This window comes from Devosia sp. (genome assembly GCF_028290625.1).
Taxonomy (GTDB): Bacteria; Pseudomonadota; Alphaproteobacteria; order Rhizobiales; family Devosiaceae; genus Devosia.
Map to the genome: position 1 here is coordinate 34,102 of NZ_JAQGJM010000028.1, position 18,994 is coordinate 53,095.

15 protein-coding genes are annotated in these 18,994 nt (G+C 63.7%); 10 read left to right on the forward strand and 5 right to left on the reverse strand.

Going from position 1 to position 18,994, the window contains the following annotated elements; translation table 11 throughout:
* Window positions 1-88 precede the first annotated feature (88 nt).
* From JWR51_RS15885 to JWR51_RS15930, 10 genes are all read left to right on the forward strand, one after another.
* Window positions 89-2,107: a methyl-accepting chemotaxis protein gene (locus JWR51_RS15885; RefSeq protein ID WP_299749499.1), complete on the forward strand. Its 2,019-nt coding sequence runs from the start codon at window positions 89-91 to the stop codon at window positions 2,105-2,107.
* Window positions 2,108-2,453: 346 nt separating this feature from the next.
* Entirely contained in the window at window positions 2,454-2,909 is a 456-nt protein-coding gene (gene pal, locus JWR51_RS15890; protein WP_299749655.1) for a peptidoglycan-associated lipoprotein Pal, read from the forward strand.
* A 176-nt stretch (window positions 2,910-3,085) separates the two neighbouring features.
* Window positions 3,086-4,141, forward strand: a complete 1,056-nt coding sequence (ybgF, locus tag JWR51_RS15895) for a tol-pal system protein YbgF (protein ID WP_299749502.1) — start codon at window positions 3,086-3,088, stop codon at window positions 4,139-4,141.
* On the forward strand, window positions 4,126-5,394 hold the full coding sequence (gene tilS / locus JWR51_RS15900) for a tRNA lysidine(34) synthetase TilS (protein WP_299749504.1): 1,269 nt from the start codon (window positions 4,126-4,128) through the stop codon (window positions 5,392-5,394). The genes ybgF and tilS overlap by 16 nt, the downstream gene beginning before the upstream one ends.
* Before the next feature lie 185 nt (window positions 5,395-5,579).
* Window positions 5,580-7,511 (forward strand): ATP-dependent zinc metalloprotease FtsH, encoded by a 1,932-nt coding sequence (gene ftsH / locus JWR51_RS15905; protein ID WP_299749507.1) that lies wholly within the window; start codon window positions 5,580-5,582, stop codon window positions 7,509-7,511.
* Window positions 7,512-7,654: 143 nt separating this feature from the next.
* Complete coding sequence (gene glmM, locus JWR51_RS15910; protein WP_299749509.1) at window positions 7,655-8,998, forward strand: phosphoglucosamine mutase; 1,344 nt, start codon at window positions 7,655-7,657, stop codon at window positions 8,996-8,998.
* A gap of 181 nt (window positions 8,999-9,179) precedes the next feature.
* Window positions 9,180-9,911, forward strand: a complete 732-nt coding sequence (locus JWR51_RS15915; RefSeq protein ID WP_299749511.1) for a hypothetical protein — start codon at window positions 9,180-9,182, stop codon at window positions 9,909-9,911.
* A gap of 140 nt (window positions 9,912-10,051) precedes the next feature.
* Window positions 10,052-11,035: a D-erythronate dehydrogenase gene (denD, locus tag JWR51_RS15920; protein WP_299749514.1), complete on the forward strand. Its 984-nt coding sequence runs from the start codon at window positions 10,052-10,054 to the stop codon at window positions 11,033-11,035.
* Between the two features lie 18 nt (window positions 11,036-11,053).
* Window positions 11,054-12,178 (forward strand): NAD(P)-binding domain-containing protein, encoded by a 1,125-nt coding sequence (locus tag JWR51_RS15925; protein WP_299749517.1) that lies wholly within the window; start codon window positions 11,054-11,056, stop codon window positions 12,176-12,178.
* A 9-nt stretch (window positions 12,179-12,187) separates the two neighbouring features.
* The gene (locus tag JWR51_RS15930) at window positions 12,188-13,873 is read left to right on the forward strand and encodes a hypothetical protein (RefSeq protein ID WP_299749520.1); all 1,686 of its coding nucleotides are present in this window, start codon (window positions 12,188-12,190) and stop codon (window positions 13,871-13,873) included.
* On the opposite strand, the gene JWR51_RS15935 is transcribed toward JWR51_RS15930, so the two are convergent.
* The 5 genes from JWR51_RS15935 to JWR51_RS15955 are packed head-to-tail and all read right to left on the reverse strand — an operon-like array spanning window position 13,860 to window position 18,936.
* Window positions 13,860-14,849, reverse strand: a complete 990-nt coding sequence (locus JWR51_RS15935) for a hypothetical protein (protein ID WP_299749523.1) — start codon at window positions 14,847-14,849, stop codon at window positions 13,860-13,862. The two genes, JWR51_RS15930 and JWR51_RS15935, sit on opposite strands and share 14 nt — an antisense overlap.
* Complete coding sequence (locus JWR51_RS15940; RefSeq protein ID WP_299749526.1) at window positions 14,846-15,952, reverse strand: GNAT family N-acetyltransferase; 1,107 nt, start codon at window positions 15,950-15,952, stop codon at window positions 14,846-14,848. The genes JWR51_RS15935 and JWR51_RS15940 overlap by 4 nt, the downstream gene beginning before the upstream one ends.
* Entirely contained in the window at window positions 15,939-17,138 is a 1,200-nt protein-coding gene (locus JWR51_RS15945; protein WP_299749529.1) for a hypothetical protein, read from the reverse strand. Before JWR51_RS15945 ends, JWR51_RS15940 begins: the two co-directional genes overlap by 14 nt.
* Window positions 17,135-18,010 (reverse strand): ThiF family adenylyltransferase, encoded by an 876-nt coding sequence (locus tag JWR51_RS15950; RefSeq protein ID WP_299749531.1) that lies wholly within the window; start codon window positions 18,008-18,010, stop codon window positions 17,135-17,137. Before JWR51_RS15950 ends, JWR51_RS15945 begins: the two co-directional genes overlap by 4 nt.
* On the reverse strand, window positions 18,007-18,936 hold the full coding sequence (locus tag JWR51_RS15955; protein ID WP_299749534.1) for a hypothetical protein: 930 nt from the start codon (window positions 18,934-18,936) through the stop codon (window positions 18,007-18,009). The genes JWR51_RS15950 and JWR51_RS15955 overlap by 4 nt, the downstream gene beginning before the upstream one ends.
* Window positions 18,937-18,994: the final 58 nt, after the last annotated feature.

Here is an 18,994-nt window from a genome sequence, read left to right on the forward strand (position 1 = left end):
TTTACCGAACCTTAAGTGCCGGGGAGGTACTCAGGTTCCAGGCCCATCCTTCGCCGTGAGTGGCCATCTCTAATCAGAAAGACCAACAGTGTCAGCCCTCCTCACTGGTAGCATCGCCCGTCGCCTTTACAGCCTCATCGCCGTTTTTGCCGTGGGCTTTGCCGGGGTGCTGGCGTTCCAGCTTTATACACTGCGCTCCAATCTTGATGATTTCAAACGCACCGAGCTGCAGAGCGTGGTGCAGGCGGCCGTCAGCATCGCGCAGAACTATTATGACCGCTCGCAGGCAGGCGAGTTCACTGAAGACGAGGCCAAGACACTGGCCTTGGCGTCGCTGCGCGGGTTCCGTTACCAGGGCAAGGAGTATGTCTTCATCGACACCGTCGACATGGTGATGCTGATGCATCCCACCAAGCCGGAGAAGGAAGGCAATGACCGCTCGATCGAAGCGGACGGCCGCGGCAAACTCTACATGAAAGAGATGATCACCAATGCGGTGGCCAACGGCTCGGCCTATGAGACCTATCTGTTCAAGGATCCCAAGGGCGGCGAATTCGACAAGCTCAGCTATTCTGAAGTGTTCCGTCCCTGGGGCTGGAACATTGCCTCGGGCGTGTTGCTGACGCAGGTCGATGGCATCTTCATGAGCGCGGCCTTGACCAGCGGCGCCATCGCCTTGGGGGTAACGCTGTTGCTGCTGCTTATCGGCGTGCTGATCGCGCGCAGCATCAGCCGGCCGATTGCTGGGCTCAATGCCAACATGGCGGCGCTGGCGCACAACAACTTCGACATCGAGCTGAAGGGGCAAAACCGCAAGGACGAGATCGGCGACATGGCTCGGGCAGTGGAAATATTCCGCGAGAACGGGCTCAAGATCAGCCAGATGACGGAAGCCGAAGCGATGCGCGTCATTGCCGACCAGGCGGCGCGTCAGCGCATGATGGGTGAACTGCAGAGCGCCTTTGGACAGGTGGTCGATGCCGCTATCGCCGGCGATTTCAGCAAGCGGGTGGAAACCGAATTCCCCGATCCAGAACTCAATGGCCTGGCCAGCAGCGTCAACAATCTGGTGACCACGGTCGATCGCGGGATCGCCGATGTTGGGCAGGTGCTGACTGCATTGGCCAATACCGATCTGACGCGACGCATGACTGGCGACTATTCCGGTGCGTTCGCCAAGCTGAAGACCGACGCCAACGGCGTGGCCGATACGCTGACCGACATCATCGGAAGGCTCAAGGGAACGTCCGGAACGCTGAAGACCGCGACAGGAGAAATTCTGGCTGGGGCCAATGACCTGAGCGAGCGCACGACGCGGCAAGCGGCGGCGATCGAGGAAACCTCGGCGGCCATGGAGCAGCTCGCCTCGACCGTGCTAGCCAGCGCCACCAAGGCGCAAGCCGCCAGCGTCCAGGCCAAGTCGGTCTCGCGGACGGCCGAAGACAGTGGCGCGGTGATGGGCCAGGCAACCGAAGCGATGGATCGCATCACGGCCTCGTCCAGCAAGATTTCCAACATCATCGGGCTGATCGACGATATCGCGTTCCAGACCAACCTGCTGGCCCTGAATGCTTCGGTGGAGGCGGCCCGGGCAGGGGACGCGGGCAAGGGATTTGCCGTGGTTGCGGTGGAAGTGCGGCGGCTCGCGCAATCGGCAGCGTCAGCATCGGCGGACGTCAAGATTTTGATCGAGCAGTCGGCGAACGAGGTCAAGGGCGGTTCGCGCCTGGTCTCGGACGCGGCCGCCAAGCTGCATGGCATGCTCGACGACATCCGCGAAAACACCGCGGCGCTGGAGTCGATTTCGCGGGAGAGCCACGAGCAGGCCTCGGCGATCCGTGAGGTCAATGTCGCCATGCAGCAGATGGACGAAATGACCCAGCACAATGCGGCACTGGTGGAAGAGACCAATGCGGCGATCGAGCAGACCGAGGCGCAGGCCAACGAGCTCGATAACATCATCGATGTGTTCGCGACCGCGGACGTGCCGCGCTCAATTGGGTCGCACACGGCGCCTGTCGTGGTCGCTCCGTCGAAATCACGGCCAGCGCGCGCGTATCTCAGCCAAGGCAATGCGGCGATAGCGCAGGATTGGAACGAGTTCTAGCCGGCACTTGCGGGGTGGCGCCGAAACAGCCACCCCGAGCTGTCGGCGTCCGCAATCCGACATTTCCTGGTGGAGCCTATAGTCGGTGGACGGGCTGTCGACAGTGCCGGGGCGCCGGTCCACTTAACCTTAACGTGACCGCCTTGGCACCTGTGGCCAATCTGCATCATCTCAAAAAAGCCCGGATTCCCGCCACATTCCAGCCGTGAAGGGCAACAATTAACTATACCGGCAAACCCGGTCTTAAGATTAAGCGCGGTAAATGGCGTCCTTAAGATTATCGCCTTTCAGGAGCTTCCCCGTGCACATCAACGCACCCATCAAGACCGCATTGCGCGCTGCCGCCATGCTGCTTTTCGTCGTCGCGATTGCGGCATGTTCGCGTTCGCCCAATAGCAATGCTGGCTTGACCGGTGTCGGCAATCTTGGGCCCGGTGGCGGCGCTCCGGGCAGCCAGCAGGAATTCCTGGTGTCGGTCGGCGACCGCGTGTTCTTCGAGACCGATTCGTCCTCGCTGACCGCCGAAGCTTCGGCTACGCTCGACAAGCAGGCCGCCTGGCTCAACCAGTATGCCAATTACCGCATCATGATCGAAGGTCATGCCGACGAACGCGGCACTCGCGAATACAATATTGCTCTTGGCGCCCGCCGCGCCTCGATCGTGGTCAATTACCTGGTGTCGCGTGGCGTCAATGCCCAGCGCATCACCTCCAAGTCGTTCGGCAAGGAACGTCCGGTGGCGATCTGCAATGACATCTCGTGCTGGAGCCAGAACCGCCGCGCGGTCACTGTTGTCCAATAAAAAACCGGCTCTCCCGTAACGGGAAAGCCCATTCCATCCAGTGCAAACTGGAGGCAAGAGCGCCGGGTGCCCTTAATTGGCCCCGGCGCTTTCTTTTGACCAAATTTCGACTTTATTGCGTGCCCGCTACAGACCATGCTCGTCGCTCTCTCCCAGCGACCTTTTGGAGGCCTGCTTTGACCGCTCTTTCCATCCGATCCCGAGGACGAACGCTGGCGCTTGCGTCGGTGCTGATGCTCGGCGCCTTCGCCCCTTCGCTGGCGTTCGGCGTTTCGCCCTTGCCGCCCGCCGATATCGGCGGCGTGGTGATGAGCGATGCCCAGCCGGCGCGCATTCACGTCGCCCAGAGCCAGGAGGCGGCCCAGTTGTCGGTACGCATCCAGCAGCTCGAGGAACAGATGCGGCTGCTCAATGGGCAAATCGATGGGCTGACCTTCCAGCTCACGCAGATGCAGACGCTGGTCGAACGCATGAGCCAGGACAATGAGCAGCGCCTGACGGCGCTGGAAGGCGGCGCGCCGGGAAAACCCCCGGCGGCAACCCAAACTGATGGCGCGACGCCGTCCGAGGCGTTGCCGCAGGACCCCAATGCCGTGCCGATGACTGACATTCCCGAGCAGGGCATCAAGCCGCTGCCCGGCGAAGAAGAAATCGATCCGAGCTTCACCGATGGCAGCACGCCGGCGGACACGCTGGGCAATTCCGGCGATCCGTTGGTGGGCACCGGCAATGGCGATGCGGCCATTCCGCTGGGCACCGGCGCCGCCGTGCCGATTGGGGAGGCTCCGCCCATTGATTTGAGCTTTGATCCCAAGGCGCCCGCCGCCAATACGGGCGATGCCGATGCCGACGCGCAGTTCAATGCCGGCTACGAGGCGATGACGCGCGGCGATTATGCGTTTGCGGAAACGCAGTTCACGCAGTTTCTCGACCTTTATCCCGACAATGCCAAGGCCACCGATGCGTCCAACTGGCTGGGCGAAGCCCTGATCCAGCGCGCCGCCTATGACCAGGCGGCCGAAGTGCTGCTCAATGCCTTTCAGAAGGCGCCCGACAATCCGCGCGCGCCGGACCTGCTGCTCAAGCTGGGCGTATCGCTGTCGGGTGCCGAGGAGCGCGAGACGGCCTGCCGCACCTTTGCCGAAATCGACAAGCGCTACACCAACCTGACGCCGGCTTTCCTCACTCGGTTGACGGCGGAAAAGACCAAGGCCGAATGTCCGCCAGCGTAAGGCTCGATGATGCGGCGGCGCTGGAGGCGATCTTCGCTTCCGTCGCCGATTTGCCGGCCATCGGGCTGGCAGTGTCGGGTGGTGCCGATAGCCTGGCGCTGATGGTTTTGGCGCAGCGCTGGGCCAGCGGGCGGCAACAGCCGCCTCGGCTGCAGGTCTATTCGGTTGATCACGGCTTGCGGCCGGAGGCGGCCGGCGAAGTCGCTATGGTGTTGTCCGTCGCCCAAAGCCTGGGCATCCCGGCGACGGGTCTGCGCTGGACCGGCACCAAGCCGCAGGCCGGCGTGCAGGAAGCGGCGCGGATCGCGCGTTACCGGCTGATGGGCGCGGCGATGGCTGCCGATGGCGTCCCGGTCCTGTTGACCGCTCATCATCGCCAGGATCAGGCCGAAACCGTGCTGATGCGGCTGGCCCATGGCAGCGGCGTCGAGGGGCTGCGGGGCATGGCAAGCATGACCACGGTCGAGGGCGTGCGCGTGCACCGGCCCTTGCTCGATCTCGACCCATCCGCATTGCAAGCGGTGGTCGCAGAGGCGGGACTGACGCCGGCCCAAGACCCCTCCAATACCGACCCGCATTATGAGCGGGTGCGCTGGCGCAACGCCATGCCGGCCTTGGCCGAGCTCGGCCTCGACGCGCCGACGCTGGCCCGCTTCGCCCAGCGCATGGGCGAGGCCGATGCGGCAATCGCCCAGATGGCCGACGGCTATTTCCAGAAACTGGTCACGCTGGACGGCTTTGGGGCCGCGCGGATCGACCATGCCGACTATGCGGCCTTGATCCCCGCGATTGCGGTGCGCCTGCTCGGGCGGGTGCTGAATATTGTCGGCGGGCGGCAAAAGCCGCGGGCGCTTGGCCTGGTCGAGAGGCTGCAAAACACCCTGGCCACCAGCGACCTCGCCAAGGCCGCGACGGCCCATGGTTGCGTGGTGCGCACCAGTGGCGGTGCCATCCTCGTGGCTCGCGAGCCGGGCAGGGCGCTGCCGTCGGACGCGATGCTATTGCCGCATTCCGAGCTGGTCTGGGACCAGCGTTTCCTCATCGTCAACGGCTCGGGCGAGGCGGGGCTGACGGCCAGCGTCGCCGATTACCTGCCGCGCCACCGGCTCGAGGAGTTCCTCGGCTTCAAGGTTACGGCCCCCGCGGAAGCCATCCGCACCGCCCCGATCGTGCGCGACGAGGCTGGCGGCGTGCTCTCGCTGGGCGGCTGGTCCTTCGACGAGCGGATCAAGGTGACGTTACTGATCGATTGAGGGTATAACCGTCTGAGGGCCGGAACCATCCAACTCCTCAGTGCGTATTAACCCATTCGCGATGAAAAGACTGGACGCGACGCCCAAAGGGCCGCAGGGCTTGCCCTTGTAACGCCCCAATGGGGGACATACATTCGGCACACCAAAACCGGCGATTTTGCGCCGACCCTCCCGGGACAGGATTGATGAACGGAAATTTCCGCAACTTCGCCATCTGGCTGGTGATACTTTTTATGCTGATGGGCCTGTTCCAGGTCTTCCAGTCGTCGACCCACACTGCCTCCGTCGCCGACAAGAGCTATAGCCAGTTCGTCACCGACGTGAATGCGGGCAAGGTCACCAGCGTCGTCATCACCAATGATGTCGTTTCCGGCACGATGAACGATAGTTCGCGCTTCGAAACCACGCTGCCGGCCGGCGCCGATATCATCACGCGCCTGGAAGACAAGGGCGTCTCGATCACCGCGCGCGAGCCGGAATCGAGCCCATTCTGGTCGATCCTGCTCAGCTCCTGGCTACCCTTCATCGTCATCATCGGCGTCTGGTTTTTCTTTATACGCCAGATGCAGGGCGGTGGCCGTGGCGGCGCGATGGGCTTTGGCAAGTCGCGCGCCAAGCTGCTGACCGAAACCCATGGCAAGGTGACGTTCGAGGACGTCGCCGGCGTGGACGAGGCCAAGCAGGACCTTGAGGAAATCGTCGAGTTCCTGCGCGATCCGGGCAAGTTCCAGCGCCTGGGCGGCCGTATTCCACGCGGCGTGCTGCTTGTCGGCCCTCCGGGTACCGGTAAGACGCTGCTGGCCCGTTCGGTCGCCGGCGAAGCCAATGTGCCGTTCTTCACCATTTCGGGTTCGGACTTCGTTGAAATGTTCGTCGGTGTCGGCGCGTCCCGCGTTCGTGACATGTTCGAGCAGGCCAAGAAGAACGCTCCCTGCATTATCTTCATCGACGAAATCGACGCCGTCGGTCGCCAGCGTGGCGCCGGTCTCGGCGGCGGTAACGACGAACGCGAGCAAACCCTCAACCAGTTGCTGGTCGAGATGGACGGGTTCGAGGCCAATGAAGGCATCATCTTGATCGCGGCGACCAACCGTCCCGACGTTCTCGATCCTGCTTTGCTGCGTCCGGGCCGCTTCGACCGTCAGGTCGTGGTGCCGAACCCTGACGTGTCCGGCCGCGAAAAGGTGCTCAAGGTGCACGTCCGCAAGGTGCCGTTGGCTCCCGATGTGGATCTCAAGACCCTGGCTCGTGGTACTCCCGGCTTCTCAGGCGCCGACTTGATGAACCTCGTCAACGAAGCGGCTCTTCTGGCGGCGCGGCGCAACAAGCGCTTTGTCACCCATGCCGAGTTTGAGGACGCCAAGGACAAGATCATGATGGGCGCCGAGCGCCGCACCATGGCCATGTCGCAGGACGAGAAGAAGCTGACTGCCTATCACGAAGCTGGCCATGCCATCATCGCGCTCAAGGTTGCGGGCATCGATCCGATCCACAAGGCGACGATCATTCCGCGTGGCCGTGCCCTGGGCATGGTGATGACACTGCCGGAAAGCGACAGCTATTCGTTCTCCCGCGAAAAAGCGGTTGCCCGCCTGGCGATGCTGTTTGGTGGACGCGAGGCCGAAATCTACAAGTTCGGTCCCGATAAGGTCACCAGCGGCGCTTCGGGCGACATTCAGATGGCGACCTCGCTGGCCCGCTCCATGGTCATGGAATGGGGCATGAGCGAAAAGCTTGGGCGCGTGCGCTACAAGTCGAGCGAGCAGGAAGTGTTCATCGGTCACTCGATGACCCAGTCCAACAATATGTCGGACGACACCGCCAAGCTGATCGATACCGAAGTGCGTCGCCTGATCGAGGACGGCGAAAAGGCCGCCCGCGAAATCATCACCGGTAATATCGACCAGTTCGAAGCCGTGGCCCAGGCTCTGCTCGAATACGAGACGCTGACCGGCGACGAGTTGCGCGCGCTGATGGATGGCAAGGCACCGGTTCGTCCCGATGACGACGGCACCGCTGCCCCTAAGGCAACGGGCGTGCCATCGGCCGGCAAGTCGGGCAAGAAGCGCCCCGATGCACCGCCGGAAGGCGGGCTCGAGCCGCAGCCGGGCAGCTAATCTGTTTGGTCTAGTTTGGGGGCCGCCCTCGGGCGGCCCTTTTCCTTTTTGGAAATCTCCGCTATTCCGCCCAAAAGTGGTATTATCGGACGCGTGGGACAGACGCGCTTAGTATTGCGCGCACGGCAGGGAAGAGACAGCACATGGCCAGGAAGTATTTCGGCACGGACGGCATTCGCGGGCTGGCCAACGGCTCCAAGCTGACCCCTGAACTGGCGCTCAAGATCGGCATGGCGGCGGGCCAGACCTTCGTTCGTGGCGACCACCGCAACCGCGTCGTGATCGGCAAGGATACGCGCCGCTCCGGCTATATGCTCGAAACCGCCCTGACCGCCGGATTTACCGCCGTGGGCATGGATGTCTACCAGCTCGGCCCGATGCCGACCCCGGCCGTTGCCATGCTGACGCGGTCCTTGCGCGCCGATCTGGGCGTGATGATTTCGGCCTCGCATAATCCCTATGACGATAACGGCATCAAGCTGTTCCGCCCCGATGGCTACAAGCTCAGCGATGAGCTGGAAGAAGAAATCGAGGCCATGATCGACAGCGACATGACCCAGTTCCTCGCCCATGGCCGCGATATCGGCCGCGCCCATCGCGACGAGGATGCCAGCACCCGCTACATCGAATATGCCAAGCGCACGCTGCCGCGGAATATCGACCTGGCCGGTCTGCGCGTGGTGCTCGATTGCGCTCATGGCGCGGCCTACAAGGTGGCCCCGGTTGCCCTGTGGGAACTGGGCGCCGAGGTCTTCACCATTGGCGACAAGCCTGATGGCTTCAACATCAATGAAAAGGTCGGCTCGACTGCCCCCGAGGCCGTTTCCGCCAAGGTCAAGGAAGTGCGCGCAGATATCGGTATCGCGCTGGATGGCGATGCGGATCGCGTCATCATCATCGACGAAAAGGGCAATGTGGTCGATGGCGACCAGTTCATGGCTGTGATCGCCCAAAGCTGGCTGGAGCGCGAAATGCTGCTCGGCGGCGGCATCGTCGCCACGGTCATGTCCAATCTGGGCCTGGAGCGCTATCTGGGTTCGATCGGGCTGACGCTGGAGCGCACCCAGGTGGGCGACCGTTATGTGCTCGAAGCCATGCGATCCAAGGGCTTCAATGTGGGTGGCGAGCAGTCCGGCCACATCATCCTGTCCGATTTCACCACGACGGGCGATGGCCTCGTGGCGGCGCTGCAATTGCTGGCGGTGCTCAAGCAGCAGGACCGCGAAATCTCCGAGATTTGCGCGCGCTTCGACAAGGTGCCGCAATTGCTGCGCAGCGTGAAGTTCAAATCCGGCAAGCCGCTGCAGCACAAGCAGGTCATCCAGGCCATCGCCGATGGCCAGGCCATGCTGGGCCTTGGCGGGCGGCTGGTGATCCGCGAAAGCGGCACCGAGCCGGTGATCCGCGTCATGGGCGAGGCCGACGATGCGGCCCTCGTGCTGACCGTCGTGGGCCAGATCGAAGCGGCGATCAAGGACGTCGCCTGAGCCTCATTTATTAAGGTTGTTTTAACGGCCGTCAGCAACGTCGCTGGCCGCTAAGTATAGGTGCGCACAGCTATTTAGCTTCCCATTAGGGTTAAAGCTTTAGGTTAAGTGAGCTTTAAGGAAATTGCCCGATATTGGGGTCAATCGACTGGTGTCGTGGCAACCCAAAGGACGAATTTCCATGCGCAAGCTTACAGCTGCGATTCTGGTGGCAGGAGCCACTCTGGTGGGCGGGCCGGCAATTGCCGCCGACTTCCCCGAATATCCCCCAATCATCGATGTTCCCGATGTCGACTACGGCGTGCAGGGCTCGTTCTACCTGCGCGGCAGCGCGGCGTGGAATACGCTCTGGGCCAAGGAAGTCCAGCATCCCACCGCAACGCCCAATGTCTTTGCCATCGATGGCAATGGCTACGGTTACTCGGTCGGCGCCGGCTTTGGCTACGAGACCGGCACCGGGCTGCGGGTTGACGCGACCGTCGACTATCTCGGCAACGAGAACATGCAGGCCACAGTTCCGGTCGGCACGATCGGCGTCACGGACGGCGTCCACAAGCTGTCGCTTCGCTCGACCGTCGCGCTGGCCAACGTCTACTACGATTTCGGCTTCGGCAATGGTGGCTACGGCGCCAGCGGCGGTGCCTTCGGTTATGTCGGCGCCGGTGCCGGTTTTGCGGTCAACGACTTCATCACCACCGGCCCTGGTCCTGCCGATACGCGTGACACCAATGTGAGCTTCGCCGCCGCCGGCATGGTCGGTGTCGGTTATGACTTCGGTGCGGTCGTCGCCGATATCGGTTACCGCGCGCTTTACATCAATTCGATCGAGAACGACGCGGCACCGGCGCCCTACAGTATCGCCAATAACTGGGTCCACGAACTGCGCACCTCGGTGCGCTACCGCTTCAACTGATCCCGTTACGGCAAGGGCAGGGGCCACGTTGCCCGAGCCGGATACCCCTTCAATCGGCGCCTTCGGGCGCCGATTTTGTTTTTGCCGACTGGACAATTTCGCCTGAACAATGGTGATGTGCGCCCGCAAGGGAGAAACGCATGAAGGTCTTGATAATCGGCGCCGCGGGCATGGTCGGGCGCAAGCTGACGGCAGCTTTGCTGCAGACGGGTACGGTCGGCGACGCGCCGATCACTGGCATGATCCTGGCCGACGTGATCGCGCCCACGAAGCCGGACACGGCCATTCCCACACAGACCATCGCGGCGGACCTCTCCTCCCCCGGCATTGCCGAGCAGTTGCTCGTTGAACGGCCCGACCTGATCTTCCACCTCGCCGCGATCGTGTCAGGCGAGGCCGAGGCCGATTTCGAAAAGGGCTATCGCATCAACCTTGATGGCACGCGCCTGCTGTTCGAGGCGATCCGCCATGCCGGTGCTGTCGAGCACTATTGCCCGCGCGTGGTGTTCACCTCGTCTATCGCGGTATTCGGCCAGCCGTTCCCCGCCGTCATTTCCGATACGCAGCACCACACGCCGCTGACCAGCTACGGCACCCAGAAAGCGATCTGTGAATTGCTGCTGGCCGATTACTCGCGGCGCGGTTTCCTTGATGGTGTCGGCATTCGCCTGCCCACCATCGTGGTGCGGCCGGGCAAGCCCAACAAGGCGGCCTCGGGCTTTTTCTCCGGCATCCTGCGCGAGCCGCTCAACGGCCAGGAGGCAATCCTGCCCGTCGCGGATAGCGTGCGCCACTGGTTTGCCAGCCCGCGCGCCGCCGTCGGCTTCCTGCTCCATGCCGCAACGCTTGATACCGCCCAACTCGGCGCCCAGCGCAATCTGTCGATGCCCGGCATCAGCGCCACTGTGGCCGAGGAAATCGCCGCGCTCGAACGCGCCGCCGGCCCCAAGGCCGTCGCCCTGATCCGCCGCGAGCCCGATCCCACCATCGTCAAAATCGTCGACGGCTGGGCCCAGGATTTTGACCCGCAGCGCGCCATCGCCCTCGGCTTTACCGCCGACGCGGACCTCGATGCGCTCTTGCGCGTCTATATCGATGATGAACTGGGCGGCAAGATCGGCTAGGTCCGGGACAGGTTTGCCATGAGCGCCGCACAAGAAAATCCCGCGCCGGGCGGCCTCGAGGTCGCGCGCGTCGCCCTCAAGGTCGATGTCGTGGTGATCGGGGCGGGGCAGGCCGGGCTGTCCTCGGCCTATCACCTGCAACGGCTGGGCCTGGCCCCGGCGCGCGGTTTTGTGGTGCTCGATCAATCGCCACAGGCCGGCGGCGCCTGGCAGTTCCGCTGGCCGTCCCTGACGCTGAGTACCGTCAACCGCATCCACGACCTGCCGGGCATGAAGTTCGCCGATGCGGTCAATACCGAGGCGCAGGTGCAGGCCTCGGTTGCGGTGCCCAATTATTTCGCCGCCTATGAGGAAAATTTCCACCTGCCGGTGTTCCGTCCGGTCAAGGTCAGCACTGTGGTGAACCGGGGCGAGCGGCTGCGGGTGGAAACCGATGCGGGCAATTTCTCCGCGCGCGGCATCATCAATGCCACCGGCACTTGGGAAACTCCGTTTATTCCCGAGTACCCCGGCGCGTACCTGTTCAAGGGCCGCCAACTCCATACCCGCGATTACCGACAGGCGGCGGATTTCGCCGGCCAGCGCGTATTGATCGTCGGCGGCGGTATTTCGGCCATCCAACTGCTCGACGAGATTTCGCGCGTCGCCACCACCATCTGGGTGACGCGGCGCGAGCCGGAATTCCGCGAGGGGGATTTCACCCCCGAGGACGGCCGCGCCGCCGTGGCGCTGGTCGAGGAGCGGGTGCGCCGCGGCGCGCCGCCCCATTCGGTGGTCTCGGTCACCGGCCTGCGGATGACGCCCGCCATCGCCGCCATGCGCCAGCGCGGCGTGCTCAATCGCTTGCCGATGTTCAGCGAAATCACCGAGACCGGAGTGAAGTGGGCCGATGGCACCACCCAGGATGTTGACACGATCCTCTGGTGCACCGGCTTTCGCAGCGCGCTCGATCATCTGGCCCCGTTACAATTGCGCGAGCCCGGAGGCGGCATCAAGATGACCGGCCGCCTGGCCACGCAGGTTGTCAACGACCCCCGGCTGCATCTGGTCGGCTACGGCCCCTCGGCCTCCACCATCGGCGCCAACCGCGCCGGCGAGGCGGCGGCGCGGGAATTGATGACTTACCTCAGCCTGTTGCCGTAGCGTAACGCCATGCACAAGCGCACCATCCTCGTCCCCATCCTTGCGCTGCTGGCCCTGATCGGGGTCGGCGTGGCGGTGGATGGCGATCCGGCGGGAATACTGTCCGGTAACTTGCAGGCGCGTAGCGCCACGCTGGCGCAGTTCGACGGGCTTGCTCTCACCCCGGCGCAACAGGGCGCGGTGCAGTTCGCCTTCGGTGATTTCTCGGCGCTGAGTTCGGAGGCGCTGGAGGTCTCGGCCTCGCCCTGGAAGCTGGCGACCGCGCTTCTGGCTTTGCGCTATGCCGGTGGACACCTGGATGGTGTGACGCCGCAGGCCGTCACCGCGATGTATCAGAGTTATGGCTTCGTCACCCCGACGCGGATCGCCAATTGGCCCGCCGGCATGCCGCAACCAGGCCTGAATGGTCCGCTGGGCCAGAATATCGGCTTTGCGAGCCGCGTCCTGCCGCCGATCGGGCTGACGATCGGCAATATTGCGTGCGCCGGCTGCCATGCCAGCGTGGTCTATGGCGCCGATGGCCGGCCTGATATTTCCACCTTCTGGCTGGGCACGCCCAATGGCTCGATCAACCTGCAACGCTATGTGACCGAACTCTACGCGGCGCTGCGCGACCGGCCCGAGGACGAAGAATTCATCTGGGCCGCCGTCCAGAAGCTCTATCCCGAAACGGACTGGCGCGAGTGGCTGGCGCTCAAGACCGTCGTTCTGTCCAGGGTCAAGGACCTGGTGGCCAAGCAGGAAGCCACGATTGGCCGCTTGCTGCCGTTCGAGGTCAGCACGTCCGGCGCAACCAATGGCTTGCAGGCCTTGCAGGCGCGGTTCGGCATCATTCCATCGGACCAGATCGCCGACCGCAATCCCACCATTTCGGTGCCGGAGCTGGGCAGCCGCATCTGGCGCTCGTCGCTGCTGGCCGGCGGGTCCTATGGGGTGCCCGGCGAAACACCGCTCCGCGTCATGCGTGCCGGCGACATCACCGACGCCCATCTTCGGGCTCTCGCGGGGCTGACGGCCTTCTTTACCGTGCCCAGCATGGGGACGTTGCCCACTACTGCCGCGCGTCATGTCGATGACGCCGAGCACATCATGGACTGGCTCAGGGACTACAAGCCGCAGCCGTTTCCGGGCGAGATCGACAAGGCCTCGGCCGAGCGCGGCAGCCTGGTCTATGCCAGTGCGTGCGCCTCGTGCCACGGATCCTATAGTGCGGGGATCGACGCACCGGCGCTGGTGGAATTCCCGAACTGGCAGGGCGATATAGGGACCGACCGGACCTATCTGGAAGAGTTCGATCAGGCCAGCGTCGATGCGGTCAATGGCCTGGGCTATGACGGCTTGCTGCAAGCCCGCCTGTCGCCCAACTATGTGGCACAGCCGCTGACGGGGCTGTGGTCGAGCGCGCCCTATCTGCATAATGGCAGCGTGCCGACGCTCTGGCATTTGATGCATCCCGCCGAACGACCCAGTCAATTCGATGTCGGCGGCCATGCGCTGGACTTGGCCAAGGTCGGCATTGCGGGCATGGACCATGACGGCATGTGGATCACGCCACCCGACTATACGCCTTGGGCCGCGCCGGTGCGGATCGACACCGCCCTGCCGGGCTTGCACGCGATAGGGCACGAAACCCCGTTCGATACTATGAGCGAGCCCGACAAGGCCGCGCTGCTGGACTATCTCAAGCTGTTGTAATCAGTGCTGCCGTCGGCAGGCGCTCGCGCTTGAGCGATTGCCCCGATGGCACGAGACCGGTGCGCCAGGCCGTGATCAGCCGGCGATCGTCGGCGAGGCCAAAGTGCGCGCCGATTTCGGCGGCGGCATCGTGGTCGTCGGCCAGCACCGACATCGGCCAGGTCTGGAAGCCGCGCGCCGATAGCTCCAACTGCCGGCGATAGAGCGCGCGGCCGGTGTCGATGGGGTTTTCGTCGATCGGGCGATGAAACAGCAGAATTGCCGTCGAGGTCATCGTGCGGCCGTGCTCGGAAATCAGGCCGCCGATCATGCCGCTCCGGTCGAGCAGCCCGAACAGCGGATCGCGCAGCACATGGCCGGCGCCGAAGGCCTCGAAGCCGGACATGCCCAAAGCCGGCGCCGATAGCCCATCGATGCCGAAGCGCGGATCGGTGGGCGACAGGCGCATCCAATACAGCAGTTCATGGCGATAGGCGGCGTTGCGATAGAAGGCGAGGCTGGTCTTTTCGTTCAGCGCCGAGATGAAGGCAATCTCGCCGGCCTCGTCCACCCGGGTAATATCCTCGTGCCGCTCGGACCAGGCGACCAGCGAGCGGGCGTTTTCCCACGATGCTGGCGCAAAGCCCTTCCGCCAGGTCAAGCGATGCGGCATCTGCACCACCAGCGGATCGCCCGCCGCGCCGGTGGTCAGCTCGATCCGCACGGCGGCGCGCAGGTTGGAATAACTGACGCTGCCAAACCCCACGCCATGTTCGGCCAAGACGATTGCAGTAGCTTCCAGCGCCGCGCCAAGCGACACGCGCATGTCGCGCCCGGTCACGTCGCCGACAGCGAGCTGGCGGGTGGTGTCGCACAGCAACCAGAGTGCGCCGTCATCGGCCAGTTTCCAGCGGGTCGGCTGGGTATTGTGCACGCTGGGCGCCTGGTTGGCGGCCGCAGCGAGCTGCAACAGCTCGGCTTGGGTGAGCCGGCTCATATCAGCGCTTTGCGGAACAGATGATTGCGATGCAGCGGCTTGGCGTTCAGGTGTTCCATCAGTCGAATGCTGCCCGCGTTCTCGTCCCACACCCAGGTGACGCCGAGCTGGCGATAGCCGGCGGCTCGCATGATGGGCAGCAGATTGACCATCATGGCGCTCATCACGCCCCTGGCGTGCAGGTCCTCACGCACCGAGGCATAGACCACCAGGGCGCGGGTGCGCTTCAGGCGGTTGACGAGGAAATGCCAGGGCGTCGACCACGAAATCCGCGATTTTGTCGCCCGGATGAACGGGTTCAGGTCGGGAATCACCAGCGCGATGGCCGCCGGCTCGCCCTTATAGTGTATCACCGAGGTGATGCGCGGATCGATGATCCATTTGAGTTCCTTGGCCTGGAACTCGAATTCCTCCGCCGTCAGCGGCACGAACATCGGATTGTGGCCGAAGCCGCTATTGAGCAGCTGGCGGGCATCCTCCAGCCGCTGCGGAATGGTGGCGCGCGTCACCTGCGCGAATTTCCAGTCGGGCGAGTTGAGGATGTCCTGCTGCTTGGGGCCTAGCATGGTCGTCGGATCGAATTTCTCCAGATCGACCTCGAAGGTGCGCATCGGGAAATAGGCCTCGTAGCCATTTTCGGCCAGCAGCCGCGCGATGTGCGGCGGGCTATAGACCTGGTCGACATAGGGCACGCCGTCGAAGCCGTCGGTGGTCACGCCGATCTGCTGCATCGCCGTCAGGTTGAAATTGCCCGCGATGGTATCGAAGCCGCGCTGACGGGCCCAATTTTCTGCGGCACCGAGGAGGGTCTTGGCAGCTTCCGAGTCGTCGGCGCAATCGAAATAGGCAAAATAGGCGGTGTTGGTTTTATAGAGTGCGTTGGAGGCTGCATGCACATGCGCGCCGATGCGGCCAATGACCTCGCCGTCGCGATGCACCGTGAAGAACGAAAAATCGGCCGCATTGGCGAACAGCGGATTTACCCCCGCTGCATAGAACCGCCGCAAGTCGGACCGCATCGGCGATACATAGGGCGTGCCCTGCCCATAGGCGTCGAACGGCGCCTGGAAGAATGCGTCGAAATCGCCCTCACGCAGGTCCATGATTGTCCTTTCGGCTGGAGACCAGCATGGCCATGCGCTGCACCAGCGCCAGTTCGGTTTCGATCGCCGAATTGCGGCCCACCGACGGGATGGTGGCGGCAGCCAGGATCAGCGGCGTAGCCGAGAGCGCAATCAGGTGGGTCGCGTCATAGGTGGTCAGCAGGCTATCGAGCTGCTGGCGCGTATCATCGAGGAAGGCCGGTAGATCACTGCGGCTGAGGACGGGCTTGGCCGCGAAGGCAGCGCGCAGGGCGACGGCGTCGAAATCGGCCAGCTCATCATCGTCGAGCACACGCGAACCTTGCAGCGGCGAGCCTTCGGCGACGCTGGCGATGAAGTGGCGAACATCACTGGTATCGGCGGTCACCAAAGCCTTGAGCACATCATCGCGGCGCGACTCGGCGAAGGCGCGCACCGCCTCGTTGAGCACCAGCGCCAATATGCCGGTGCACAGCGCCATGGCCGAAACCTGGATCAGGAACCCCCAATCCATCTGCGACATGACGGTCGCCGTCGCCCCGATGATCACGGCCAGCGCCGTGGTGACGAGAAACGCCACGCCAGCTTCCCGCCGTCCGGTCGTGGCGCCGCTGGGGCCGATGGCCATCCAGCAGAAGAACAGGATCGCGACGCCCGAGGCCCGGATGGGCACGAACTGTTCGAACACCCCGAAATCGCTGGTGAGGAACACGACCAGCACCGGCAGGGCGAAGCGGACGCGGGCGATGACGCGCTTTTCCTGCTCGGTCAGGCCGCCGCTGCCGATCCAGGCGAGCAGGTAGATTGCCGCAAAGCTGGCGAGCTGGAAGGCCAGCAGGAAATAGACCGGAAAGCCCAGAGGGCTGAAAACCGCAAAAACCGAAAACACGAGGCCGCCTGCCAGCGCCGCATACTTGAGGATTTGCGGGGCGTGGCGGCGCTGCAGTCCCTCGATGACCAGCAAGGCGGCCAGTGGAATCCAGGCCGCACAGAGGTAATTCAAAACCTCGAAAATGCCCGGATGGAGGTTCCAGAACAGCAGCCGCGTCGCCAGCAGGGCAGCGACAAGGCCGAGTGCAAAAATGAACCGCGCGCTCAACCCGTCCGGCGTCGAGCGGGCTCGGATGACCGCGATGGCGGCCAGCGTGCCAGCCAGCGCGGTGCCTGAAACGACGCTATCGGCGATAAGCGAGTGCTGGATGGTCACGCGGCACTCACCAGCTTGGCGATCTGCCGGCGCGCGATCGGGGTGATGATCGCCGACAGCAGGCCCGGCAGCGGCCGCTCGACCTTGCCCTCATAGGGGTTGAAGAACCAGCCGCGGCAATCGGTTTTCGTCGTCTGGCCCAGGATGATGGCGATGGTCTCATAAGCCATCAGCATGCCCGTCGTGATCACCATGGGTGCGAAGGACATTCGCTTGCGCTTGCCCGCCGCCATTTCGCCGGCCAGCGCCATGTCGATATATTTGCGCGCCGAGGAATGCACCATGACGTGCTCGATCTCGGCCATGAACGCTTTGCTGCGCTGCTCCGCTGTCAGTGCATTCCACGCCGTACCGATCGTCGGATAGCCCAGCCGCTCCTCCGGCATCGGATCGCCCGGCCGCGTCACATAGACCGAGGGTAGCGACGACGCATAGGCGTCGATCACGGTCTTCCCCGCCGCCCGCGCAGTGCGGTAGAGCAGCAGCCCAGCCGCGAGATCATCGGTGCCATTGATGGTCACCGCCGCAGCCGCGACGCTCTCGCCCACATGGTCCGGCCAATCGTCCCCGTAGATCACGGTCTCGATTTCGGGATTGATGGTCCTGACAATTTCCGCCGTGGCCTGCGCCTTGTGCTGCCCCACCGTGTCCATGAAAGCAAACACCTGCCGGTTCATATTGCCAATTTCGAACGTGTCGATATCCGCCAGGATCAGCTTGCCCACACCAGCCCTTGCCAGCGCCAGCACCGCCGCCCCGCCCATGCCGCCGGTGCCGCAGACGAACACCGTGGCTTTGCGCAGCTTCTCTTGGCCCTCCGCGTCGACGAATCCCAGGTTGCGGTTGGTGAATTCGGCATAGGAAAAACTCATGCCTTGCTCCTCGGACGCAGGCGCCCAAATTCGCGCGTCGCATCCAACCACTGGATCACCGGCAAAATCGCCCGCTGGATCAGCGCCATGATCGACGCCACCGCCACAAAGCCCAGTGCCCCCTTGGGCACCATGTCGGTCAGATAACGTCGCGCCGCCGGCAGGTCGAGCTTGCCGATCTGGATCACGTCATCGCCGCGATTGTAATCGAGATGGCGCTGGCAGAACGCGTTGAACACGTCCTTGCGATGCTTCTGGGCGACCTCGAAGCTCTTCTTCAGATTGTCCGATCCGCCCGTATAGGCGTTGCGGATGATGAACTGCTGCTCGTCGAACTCCGCCTCGGCGCCCACCCCGAACACATAGCGATGCGTCCTCATGATCTGCCGCGCCAGCACCAGATGACGGAATTTGCGCGGTCCGCCACCAGCCGGATCGGGATAGACCTCCGAAAACGTCTCGGTCACCATGCCCACCACGGCCGGCACCTGCGTGACATTGGAAATCCAGATCGGCCGACCCTGATTGCGGATGAACAGCAGGAAACACGTCAGCCCATACAGTACCCAGGACAACCCCTTGCTGCGCTGGTCGGGATCGACCATCACGAGGCCCAGATGCAGTAACTCCACCGGTCGCCCGTCCAGCTCCAGCGGGATCACCGGCAGCGCATTGAAGGCGATTGGCGCGCCGCTCTTGCTGTCGGTCACCAGCGTAATGAACGTGCTCTCCAGCCGGCTCTTGTCGCCGGAAAAGATGCCGTATTCCAAATCCTTGTCGGCCAAAGTGCGCGAGGCGATCTGGCGCAGCTTGCCCACCAGTTCCGCCAAAGCCTCCGGCTTCATCCACAGTCCGGGGCGCTCGATAATGCGCATACGCCGGCTCTGGCCGACGGGCAGGCTGAGATCGAGAAAACGTCGTTCCATGCTGCCGGGTCGCCATTTTTGAAGCGCTCGCAGATGGATAGCAGATTAGCGGCCGGGC